Below are 11597 nucleotides of genomic sequence, written 5' to 3' on the forward strand. Positions count from 1 at the left end.
CAACGCACAAACCGCCCGCCGTTTCACACGATCGTTAAATATACTGAATCGAAAGGATTTCGTATTCTATATCGCCGCCTGGCGCTTTGACGATGACCACATCCTCTGCTTCTTTACCTATCAAGGCCCGTGCTATCGGAGAGCCGACGGAGATACGACCGGCTTTGATATCGGCTTCGTCTTCGCCTACGATTTGATAAGTAACGGTATCACCGCTTTCAAGCTCTTCGATTTCAACGGTTGCACCGAATACGACTTTACCGTTGGCATCTAATTTAGTGACATCGATAATTTGAGCATTGGACAACTTGCCTTCGATCTCGGCGATGCGCCCCTCGGCAAAACTCTGCTGTTCGCGCGCTGCATGATATTCGGCATTTTCCTTCAAATCTCCGTGCTCCCTCGCTTCAGCAATGGCCTTGATAATTCTGGGACGCACCACGGATTTCAGTTCGTCTAATTCCTCTCGTAATTTTTTGGCTCCGGTGACTGTTAGAGGTACTTTATTCATGGATACAACTCCTTTAATTTATTTTAGTTCCCGAGCAAAAATAATTTGCCTGGTAAAAAATTCGGAATGAGTCGGCATATGACTTGTTGCAATAAGCCAATGTGACGCTTAAAAAAATTGTCAGCTCACGATGGAAACTGACAGAGATCTTTCAGCTTGTTGAGAGACACGAGTGATTAATCGGCATCGATTAAGCTTTTGTGAAGTTCTTGCAAGCTAGTCACGGTTCCCGCCGCCAATTCTCCCAATGCATAACACGCGGCACGCGCACCAGCCATCGTAGTGTAATAAGTTACACGATGCTGCAGTGCTTCTCTTCGCATCGTGAATGAGTCGTGAATAGCTTTCTTGCCATCAGTGGTGTTGACGACCAATTGAATTTGGTCGTTTTTGATCATATCCACGGTATTTGGCCTACCTTCGTTGACTTTGAAGACTTCATCGCAAGGGATACCGGCTTCTTTCAAGACTCTAGCCGTACCTCGAGTCGCGACGATTTGATAGTCTTTCGCAACCAGCATTTTAGCCAATTCAGGCAGTTTAGCTTTATCCGCATCACGAATACTAATCAATACTTTCCCGCTTTGACTTAAATCTACACCGGCGGCACGTTGCGATTTGGCGAATGCTTCGCCAAAAGTTTTTCCAACACCCATCACCTCACCGGTCGACTTCATTTCCGGTCCTAATAAGGGATCGACACCAGGGAATTTAACGAAAGGAAACACCGCTTCTTTGACCGAATAATACGAAGGTATACGCTCTTCTGTAATACCCTGCTCAACTAAAGATTTACCAACCATGCAACGAGCAGCGATTTTGGCCAACGGATAACCCGTTGCTTTGGATACGAACGGCGCCGTTCTTGATGCCCGAGGATTGACTTCAAGTACATATATATCATCGCCTTGAATTGCAAACTGGGTATTCATCAATCCCCTCACACCAAGCGCTTCCGCCATTTTAGCGACTTGTTCGCGCAACTGATCTTGAATAACCGCCGGCAAATCGTATGGCGGTATCGAGCAAGCCGAATCGCCCGAATGAACGCCCGCCTGTTCGATATGCTCCATCAATCCGCCAATCAACACTCGTTCGCCATCGTAAATCGCATCGACATCCATTTCAACCGCATCATCGAGAAACCGGTCCAGCAAGACCGGCGAATCGTTCGAAACACTAACAGCCTCTTTCATGTAGCGCTGCAAACCTTCTTCATTGACAACGATTTCCATTGCCCGGCCACCTAGCACATAAGAAGGTCTAACTACTAAAGGATAGCCGAGCTCCTTTGCCGAAATAATCGCCTGCTCGACCGAACGCGCCGTTGCATTGGGCGGTTGTTTCAAACCCAATCTTTCCAACAATTTTTGAAAGCGTTCTCTGTCCTCGGCCAAATCGATCGAATCGGGAGACGTACCGATAATCGGAGCCCCGGCGGCCTCGAGCGCGCGCGCCAATTTCAGCGGAGTCTGTCCGCCGTACTGAACGATCACGCCCTTCGGTTGTTCGAGGTGAATGATTTCCAAGACATCTTCCAAGGTCAACGACTCGAAATACAAGCGATCGGAGGTGTCGAAATCGGTCGAAACGGTTTCCGGGTTGCAGTTAATCATGATCGTTTCATAACCGTCTTCGCGCAAGGCCAATGCGGCATGCACGCAGCAATAATCGAACTCGATGCCCTGCCCGATTCGATTCGGACCGCCGCCCAAAATAATGATTTTATCCTTGTCGCTGACTCTCGCCTCGCACTCTTCATCGTAACTCGAATATAAATAAGCGGTATCGGATGAAAATTCGGCCGCGCACGAATCTATGCGTTTATAAACCGGACGGATATTATTTTTATGTCGAGCATTTCTAATTTCCGACTCGCTGGTATCGAGTAATTTTGCCAGCCTGGCATCGGAAAACCCTTTACGCTTCAAACGATAGAGCTCTCCCTCTTCCAAAGTCGCCAAGGTTTTGGTTGACAGCGATTTTTCGGAAATCAGCAAGTCTTCGATTTGCGCTAGAAACCAGGGGTCGATTTTGCAAATATCATGTATTTCTTCAAGCGACATACCGCTGCGAAACGCATCGGCGACATACCATAGACGCTCCGCACCCGGGTGACGCATTTCTCTAAGCAGAATTTCCTTCGCATCCTCGGCGTTTAAATCGACAATCTCATCAAGACCGGTCTTGTCGACTTCAAGCCCACGCAAGGCCTTTTGCAACGATTCCTGAAACGAGCGTCCGATCGCCATGACTTCGCCGACCGATTTCATTTGTGTCGTCAGTCGATCGTCGGCTTGCGGGAATTTTTCGAAGGTAAACCGAGGCACTTTGGTCACGACATAATCGATCGTGGGCTCAAACGAGGCAGGCGTAGCACCGCCGGTGATTTCGTTTTGCAGCTCGTCCAATGTATAACCGACCGCGAGTTTCGCAGCAACCTTCGCAATCGGAAAACCGGTGGCTTTCGATGCCAAGGCGGACGACCGCGAAACGCGCGGATTCATCTCGATAATGACCATCCGTCCGTTTTCCGGATTGATAGCAACCTGTACGTTCGACCCACCAGTATCGACGCCGATTTCTCGCAAGACGGCCAAGGAAACGTTGCGCAATATTTGATATTCCTTGTCGGTCAAGGTTTGCGCCGGGGCGACAGTAATCGAGTCTCCTGTATGAACGCCCATCGGGTCGAAGTTTTCGATCGAACAGACAATAATGCAATTGTCTTTCGAATCGCGCACGACTTCCATTTCGAATTCTTTCCAGCCCAGCACGGACTCTTCAATCAGCAATTCATTGGTCGGCGACAAATACAATCCGCGCTCGCAAATTTCAATGAATTCCTCTTTGTTGTAGGCAATTCCGCCTCCGCTACCGCCCATTGTAAAAGACGGACGAATAATTGTCGGATAGCCGACTTCCTGTTGCGCGGCCAGCGCTTCTTCCATCGTGTGTGCCGTTTTGGATTTCGCGACTTCCAAGCCGATCTTACGCATCGCCTGGTTGAACAACTCCCGGTCTTCGGCTTTATTGATCGCTTCTTTGGTCGCACCGATCATTTCCACGCCGTATTTTTCTAAGACGCCGTGCTTGTCGAGCGCTAACGCACAATTCAACGCGGTCTGCCCGCCCATCGTCGGCAATATTGCGTCGGGACGCTCTTTTTCGATGATTTTTTCGACGGTTTGCCAGTCGATCGGTTCGATATAGACCACATCGGCCATATCCGGGTCGGTCATGATCGTCGCCGGATTGGAATTGACCAAAATGACTCGGTAACCTTCCTCGCGCAATGCCTTGCACGCTTGCGTGCCGGAATAATCGAATTCGCAAGCTTGTCCGATAACAATAGGGCCTGCGCCCAATAATAAAATCGATTTTATGTCGCTTCTTTTTGGCATTTTTTAACTAATTCTATGTCGGTGGCGGTTTAGTGCGTTTTGGCTTGGTTCATCATGTCGACGAAACGGTCGAATAAGCTTTCGACATCCTGCGGTCCCGGGCTCGCCTCAGGATGCCCTTGAAAGCCGAAAGCCGGACAATCGGTTCGCTCTATGCCTTGCAGACTGCCATCGAAAAGCGAACGAAAAGTCGCTTTTAAATGAATCGGCAAACTCGCTTCGTTGACCGCAAAACCATGGTTTTGACTACTGATCATAACCCGCCCGGTCGCAAGATCTTGAACGGGGTGATTCGCTCCATGATGCCCGAATTTCATTTTCTCGGTTTTTGCGCCGCTGGCTAAGGCCAATAATTGATGGCCGAGACAAATACCGAAAACAGGCACCTTGGTATCGAGAATCTTTTTTATCGCTTCGATCGCATAATCGCATGGCTCCGGATCGCCGGGGCCGTTTGATAAAAACACGCCGTCCGGATTCATTGCCAATACTTTCTCAGCAGGTGTCTGTGCAGGAACTACGGTTACTCTGCAGCCTCGATTGGCAAGCAACCTCAGGATATTGCGCTTAATTCCGAAATCAAAAGCGACGACATGCTTGGTCAAATTGGTCGCCGACTGATACCCCTTGTCGAGATCCCAAACATCTTCCGTCCATTCATATGACTTATCGACAGTCACTATCTTGGCTAAATCCATGCCTTTAAGGCCGGGAAAAGCGGCTATCGCTTTTTTGGCAATTTCGACATCAGCGTTATCGCCAGCAATAACGGCACCGCGCTGAGCACCCTTATCGCGTAACAAGCGGGTCAGTTTGCGCGTATCGATTTCGGCAATCGCGACCACATTACGGTCGATCAAATATTCCTGCAAGGTTTTCTCACATCGCCAATTACTAGCCTGCAACGGTAAATTCCGAATAACCAAGCCGCTGGCACGAACGCTCGAAGACTCATCGTCTTCAGCATTGGTCCCGACATTGCCGATATGCGGATATGTCAATGTTACGATTTGACGCGCGTAAGATGGATCACTCAAAATTTCCTGATATCCAGTCAAGGAAGTATTAAAAACGACTTCTCCAACGGAACAACCGTCCACTCCGATGGATACGCCATTAAAAACCGATCCATCCTCCAATACCAGTAATGCGGGTTTACTCAAAATCTGCTACCTCAAATGTGCAAAACGGGAGGAGCCGCACAAGGCCCATCCCGTTACAGAAAGACAAAACTGTGCTAATTCTACGAAATTATCGCTATTTGGTCATTAACAATTTTTACTTACTGCAAAGCTATCGCTATACTCTCCGATCAAAATACCATTCGACCGTTCGGATTATTTTAGTAACTCCGGTTATTGCAACTGAACTTTCAATTAAAAAATGCCTCTTTGCATTAATTTATAATTAAGTGCGTGATGGATAAAGGGTTTACTATCAGTTATTGACGATCATCTCACTTAAAAATGTCGACCTATCCAACACTTGGACGCCCCAATTCAACAAAATCTGACTGACAAGGTAACCAGAGAAGATGCGAAATGTTAAACTGAAAATTCGCCGGTTATTGGTATTGAGTTTTTGGACCGGCGCGGCATGGTTAAGCTATTCCTTTGTCATCTTAGTCAAGGAAGAAATAGAAACCTCACGCTATCAAGCCCGCTATCTTTCCGAGATTACCGAACAATTAAGCTTCAAGCTCGAACCCGGCGCCAGTTCGTCGATCCGCTTTCCTGCTGACGGCCCTTACGATCGGCGACTCGGGTACACATCGTTACCCGACATGATCTCCCGTCTGGAAAACAATGATTTCAAGATATCGGCGCAGGCAAGCTCCTCCGATATGATGTTGCAATTGAACCAATACGGCCTCAACCCCATATACCAAGAAAAAACCCAAGCAGGTCTTCGAATTATTGATTACAAAGACCGCGAATTATTCAGCACTCACTATCCGACTTACGGATATGCTCATTTCGATGAGATTCCTCCGATTATTCTCAACACTTTGTTGTTTATTGAAAATAGGGAATTACTCAATGATAAATTCCCCACGGTCAATCCGGCTGTTGAATGGAGTCGACTAGGATTCGCCGGCATTCAATTTATTGCTAAGCAATTCGGCTCAAACATCAACGTACCGGGCGGAAGCACCCTGGCGACTCAGTTGGAAAAATATCGCCATTCACCGGACGGCTATACCCGCTCGATAAAAGATAAACTGCAACAAATGGTCAGCGCTTCGTTACGCGCTTATTTATTGGGACCCGATACCCGAGAAATGAGAAAACAAATCGCGCTTTCTTATCTAAACTCAATGCCGCTGGCTGCGACGCCTAAATTAGGTGAGATTCATGGTTTGGGCGATGGATTATCGGCCTGGTACGGCGCGAACTTTGAAGAAATCAATCGCCTACTCGCTTCAAGCGCCTTCGAGCCCGAACAAGCAATCAGCCCCGAGCAAGGCAAAGCCTACCGGCAAGTGCTTAGCTTGCTTCTATCGCAACGCAGACCATCGCATCTACTTGGTTCTAAGACCGGTTTCAACGCCTTACAAAATCTTACTGACAGCTATCTAAGAGTCATGGCCGAACAAGGTCTAATTTCCAAATCATTACGCGATGCCGCATTACAAGCATCCGTCACCCGCCCGCCAAGCGAAAATTCAGAACCGGCCAAATTCATGGCCGAAAAAAAGACCCAAGCCGTTCTCCGAACACGATTAGCTAAAGCGCTAGGTGTTCATTCGATTTACGAATTAGACCGAATTGACTTGACCGCAAAATCGTCAATCGATTTTGATACTCAGCAAGCGGTCGGCCAAGCGCTTAGACGCTTGAGCGAAATAGAAGGCGCCCGAGCAGCGGGCGCCATCGGTTTCAGATTGCTAAATGAGGCCAACGATCCCTCGCCTATTATTTACAGCTTGATGCTGTTCGAGAGAAGCCCGAAAGGCAACCTGTTGCGCGTACAAACCGATAATTATGATCAACCGCTGGACATCAATGAAGGCATCAAGATCGACCTAGGCTCTACGGCTAAACTCAGAACGATGGTTCATTATCTTGAACTAGTGACCAACGTTTACGAACTTTACAAAAACACACCCGTTTCCGATTTGAACAAAATCGAACTGCATTCTCGCGATTACATTTCCGCCTGGGTAATCCATCAACTTCGCGCCAACCCTAATATACAATTGGAAGATTTATTAAACCGGGCCCTCGACAGGCGTTTCTCGGCAAGCCCGGGAGAAAGTTTTTATACCGGGGGCGGTATCCATCGTTTTAGCAATTTCAGCCGGATAGACAACGAAAAAATCTTATCGGTTCGCGATGCCCTGCGCGACTCTGTCAATTTAGTCTTCATACGACTCATGCGCGAAGTCGTCTATCATCATCTATACAAACCGGGAGGCGTCGCACGATGGCTGGAAATTCCGGACGACCCTCGCCGTCAGGAATATCTCCAACGCTTTGCGGACCGCGAAGGACGTATATATTTGCGCCGGTTCTACGCAAAATATCAAGATAAGTCGCCAGAAGAAGCGCTAGCCATGCTGACAAAACGCGTTTACGCCAAAGCATCCCGATTTTCTATGCTCTACCAATCGATTCATCCCGAGGCGAGTATCGATGCGCTGGAACAGTTTCTGAAAAAAAACTTACCTGCTTCCGCACTTGGCAATGAAAAAATCGAAAAACTGCACGAAAAATATTCTCCCGCCAATTTCGACTTACAGGATCAAGGTTACATCACCAAAATTCATCCGCTCGAACTTTGGTTGGTGAGTTATTTAGCCCAACACCCTAACGCAACAAGAGAAGAAATCCTAGAAGCCAGCACGGAGCAACGCCAGGAAGTTTATCGCTGGTTATTTAAGAGTCGCCGTGCCAGTGCTCAACAACGGCGAATTATGACATTGTTGGAAATCGAAGCGTTTACTTCAATTCATCGTGCCTGGCAAAAAACGGGCTACCCTTTCAGTTATTTGACGCCTTCCTATGCCAGCGCAATAGGTGCATCGGGAGACCGTCCGGCGTCATTGGCAGAGCTAATGGGTATTCTACAAAACGACGGAATCAGGCAACCTTTAGTTCGTTTTGAAAACCTTCATTTCGCAAAAGACACACCCTATGAAACCATCATGATTCGACAACCGGCTCATGGCCAGCGCGTCTTTGCGCCCGAAATTGCCAAAGTAACCCGCGATGCGTTGATTGGCGTCGTCGAAGGAGGAACGGCAACACGCTTAAGAGGGGTCTACAAAGACACCGATGTCAAACCGATCGCAATAGGCGGAAAAACAGGTACCGGCGATCATCGGCGTCAGATATGGGGAGAACGAGGACGGTTGATCGAGTCGAAATTCATCAGCCGCGCCGCAACGTTTGCATTTTTCCTTGGCGATCGATTCTTTGGCGTCATTACCGCTTATGTCAAAGGACCCGACGCGGAAAACTACCGATTCACCAGTTCGCTACCGGTGCAAATTGTCAAATCGCTGGAGCCGACATTATCTCCATTACTAAATCGAGAAACTGAGATGGATGACGTTCGGCCAATTTCCGAAGTGACGATAGCTGGGGCAATCCAAAATAAATCCTAGGATTTCGTGACAAATAACACCCCTATTTATCATCGTTCCCATGCTTTGCGTCAATGCCATTAAGTTAAGAGTAACCCGTCATTTCGCCATGGACTGAGGCAGCAATTCCCAGTTTGAGCATTTTCGCCGATCTTAGGGTGTGGGGTATGCCTGTCGAGGAACGCCGTAAACCCATCCATGGGGGCTTGGCGGCAGCTCGAACGCCAAGGATGGCGTGAATGCAGATTTTGCATGGAGCAAAAATCTGCCCTGCTGCCGACATCCTCGCCAAGCACACCCCACACCCTTTTTGATCCCCAAATTGGGAATTGCTGGGACTGAGGAAGCTAGTCCATGGATGGCAAGCTTTTAAGGTACATTAGAGCCCGGCGGTCAAGAATTACATTCGCTATCCCGTAGATTTTAATTTTTCCAGTGTCCGAGCTAAGTCAACGCCTAAATCGATGACGGCTTCTTGTTGAACGGAATCGACCAATGAACCGTCATCGTTAAATGCTTTTGCAGCATTGGCTATCGCTTGTTGACCGGATTGAACGGTTACACCGATGTTGGACAACAACAACCTTAAAAACACCAAGCCCCTCAAACCACCCAAGGCCCCAGGCGAAGCGGACATAATTGTCGCTAATTTTCCGCGATATGCAAGCAGAGGCAACTCATCACCCTCCCGGCGTGACGCCCAGTCTATTGCATTCTTTAATAATGGACTAAATGCACTATTATATTCAGGCGATGCGATTAAAAAACCGTCGTGTACGATTAGAAGCGACTTGAAATCGCGAGCCGCCGCCGGCATTCCCTCTTTTTTTTCGAGATCCTCATTGAAAATAGGCATTTCAAAATCAGCTAAATTAATCAAAGTAACTTCCGCACCCGCACGCCGAGCTCCACCTGCAGCAATCTCAACTATTTTCTGATTATAGGAATCTTTTCTAGCGCTGCCGGAAAAGGCAAGAATTTTGACCATGGCCTCTTTTCTCCAAGTCGCTTCAGTTAAATCTCATCCGGTTCGGTTTATTCGCCGTTGAAATTGTTAAAATCAACATCGAGATCCCAATCGTTTTCGGGCACATTCCCGTCCAAAATCAGATATTCCCGTTGTTGTATATAGGCATTTTTAAAGAATTCGTATCGATCCACAGCGGCTTCTGTCGCAATTCTCATTGTGCTTAAATTATCGGCGCGAGTATCGACCGTATTCAATACAAATAGACCGCCCCCAATAGCACCATAGGTCCCTGATACAATACCGCCATCGATATAACTAATCGGATTCATCGCGGCATCGCCGACAAGGCCGAAAACGCCTCTGACAGAACTCGGGCCAAAAAGCGGCAATACCAAATAAGGACCTGACGGCACGCCCCAAACCGCTAAAGTTTGATCGAAATCCTCATTATGCTTCGGCAAATCGATTTCTGTCGCGATATCAAACAAACCGCCGATACCCGCCACCGTATTCACAAGAAAACGAGCGCCATCCGATCCGGTCTGAGCCAATTTAAATTGCAACAAATCGTTAATGGTAACGCCTATATCATTGATATTACTGAAAAAGTTTGTAACCCCCTGATCAACAAAAGTCGGAGTAATCCATTGATAACCTTTGGCAAGAGGCTTCATGGCATACTCGTCCAAGTTATCGTTAAAGACTTGAATATTCCGGTTAAAGCCTTCCCACGGATCACTCTCATCTATCCTAGATGCGGGCGCCGACGCGCATCCGACCACAGAACTCAGCAATACCGGCATCGCCAAACGGATCACCATTGGTTTTAAATTCATATACAGCCTCGCAATACCTAAATTTTTATTATTCGGTGTTTTTCGCGTAACATACCACAATATCCCTGCCCTTTCGAGCATTGGCAATAAACTTGCCGCTACTCCTTTTTTCAAATTTTTCTCAATTTTTATGTATCGATGGAAAAAACCATAACCCCTCTAGGAAGTCGCTTCCGAGGCTACCTTCCTGTAATTGTCGACATTGAAACCGGGGGCTTCAACCCCAAAAAGAATCCGTTACTGGAAATTGCGGCGGTTATCGTGGAATTAAATAGTCACGGTAACCTTGAAATTACCGAGCGTCACGCCTGTCATATCATTCCTTTTCAAAACTCCGAATTAGACGAGTCTGCTCTAAAATTCAACAAAATCGACCCCTATCACCCTTTTCGTATGGCTATTCAAGAAAAAGATGCATTGGACAAACTATTCAAGCCAATCAAAAAGGCTGTAAAAAGAAATGACTGCACCCGAGCGATACTGGTTGGCCACAACCCGGCTTTCGATATTGGTTTTTTAAATGCCGCTATCCAAAGAACCCAAATCAAACGGAGTCCATTTCACCCTTTCAGCACTTTTGATACCGCAACGTTAGGGGGGCTAGCCTATCAACAAACAGTACTGGCAAAAATTGCCGCAGCAGCAGGATTAAATTGGGACAGCGACCAAGCACATTCGGCGTTATACGATGCCGAACAAACGGCTAAGCTGTTCTGTAAAATCGTTAATCGCTGGAAGCAACTGGAATCGTTAGAATCTGACACCATGACAAAATCAGGCTCAGACATAGCTGAAAGCTAGAGGAAGCGGCCAATAACTTAACCGTTACGAAAAGCCTAAACAAGCACCGACCATCCATGGCCGGTAAAAAAACTTAAGCACTAATGGCTTCAGCATCTTGCAACAGCTTGACTAACTCACCCGTGTTATATAAATCGAGAATGATATCGCAACCGCCAACTAATTGACCTTTGATATAGAGCTGAGGGTAAGTCGGCCAATTGGAATATTCCTTCAATGCCTCTCTGAGCTCAGGGTCCTCGAAAATATTGACAAACGTGAAATCGGCCTTGCAGGCGCGCAATACTTGCACCGAGCGCCCGGAAAACCCGCACTGTGGAAAATCGGGAGTACCTTTCATGTAAAGTACTACCGGATTGTTTTCAATCTGATCTTTAATTCTGCTTATTACATCCATAAAAATTACCCGTTAATGATAAAAACCTAGTAATACTATCAAGATTAGACCGGATAAAAAAGCTTCTTTTTATAGCATTACTCTTGATTA

Annotated in this window: 8 protein-coding genes; 2 read left to right on the forward strand and 6 right to left on the reverse strand. The window is 47.2% G+C overall.

The genetic code is table 11. The annotated features are described in order from the left end of the window. Positions 1 to 34: 34 nt before the first annotated feature. From greA to carA, 3 genes are all read right to left on the reverse strand, one after another. The gene (greA, locus tag METBU_RS0105795) at positions 35 to 511 is read right to left on the reverse strand and encodes a transcription elongation factor GreA (protein ID WP_017839725.1); all 477 of its coding nucleotides are present in this window, start codon (positions 509 to 511) and stop codon (positions 35 to 37) included. A 176-nt stretch (positions 512 to 687) separates the two neighbouring features. Then, positions 688 to 3915: a carbamoyl-phosphate synthase large subunit gene (gene carB / locus METBU_RS0105800; RefSeq protein ID WP_017839726.1), complete on the reverse strand. Its 3228-nt coding sequence runs from the start codon at positions 3913 to 3915 to the stop codon at positions 688 to 690. A 29-nt stretch (positions 3916 to 3944) separates the two neighbouring features. Then, positions 3945 to 5078, reverse strand: coding sequence for a glutamine-hydrolyzing carbamoyl-phosphate synthase small subunit (gene carA, locus METBU_RS0105805; protein ID WP_017839727.1), 1134 nt, complete (start codon positions 5076 to 5078; stop codon positions 3945 to 3947). A 371-nt stretch (positions 5079 to 5449) separates the two neighbouring features. Between carA and METBU_RS0105810 the strand changes: the two genes are divergently transcribed. Further along, the gene (locus METBU_RS0105810; RefSeq protein WP_017839728.1) at positions 5450 to 8524 is read left to right on the forward strand and encodes a transglycosylase domain-containing protein; all 3075 of its coding nucleotides are present in this window, start codon (positions 5450 to 5452) and stop codon (positions 8522 to 8524) included. Between the two features lie 388 nt (positions 8525 to 8912). On the opposite strand, the gene METBU_RS0105815 is transcribed toward METBU_RS0105810, so the two are convergent. Further along, entirely contained in the window at positions 8913 to 9491 is a 579-nt protein-coding gene (locus tag METBU_RS0105815) for an NADPH-dependent FMN reductase (protein ID WP_017839729.1), read from the reverse strand. Between the two features lie 47 nt (positions 9492 to 9538). After that, positions 9539 to 10309: an MlaA family lipoprotein gene (locus METBU_RS0105820; RefSeq protein ID WP_040575505.1), complete on the reverse strand. Its 771-nt coding sequence runs from the start codon at positions 10307 to 10309 to the stop codon at positions 9539 to 9541. A gap of 138 nt (positions 10310 to 10447) precedes the next feature. Between METBU_RS0105820 and rnt the strand changes: the two genes are divergently transcribed. Next, positions 10448 to 11110, forward strand: a complete 663-nt coding sequence (rnt, locus tag METBU_RS0105825; RefSeq protein ID WP_017839731.1) for a ribonuclease T — start codon at positions 10448 to 10450, stop codon at positions 11108 to 11110. 73 nt (positions 11111 to 11183) lie between these two features. Here rnt and grxD read toward each other — a convergent pair whose 3' ends face one another. After that, a complete protein-coding gene (grxD, locus tag METBU_RS0105830) occupies positions 11184 to 11507 on the reverse strand; it encodes a Grx4 family monothiol glutaredoxin (RefSeq protein ID WP_017839732.1) in 324 nt (107 codons plus the stop codon). Positions 11508 to 11597: the final 90 nt, after the last annotated feature.

The organism is Methylotuvimicrobium buryatense 5G (assembly GCF_000341735.1).
Lineage (GTDB): Bacteria > Pseudomonadota > Gammaproteobacteria > Methylococcales > Methylomonadaceae > Methylotuvimicrobium > Methylotuvimicrobium buryatense.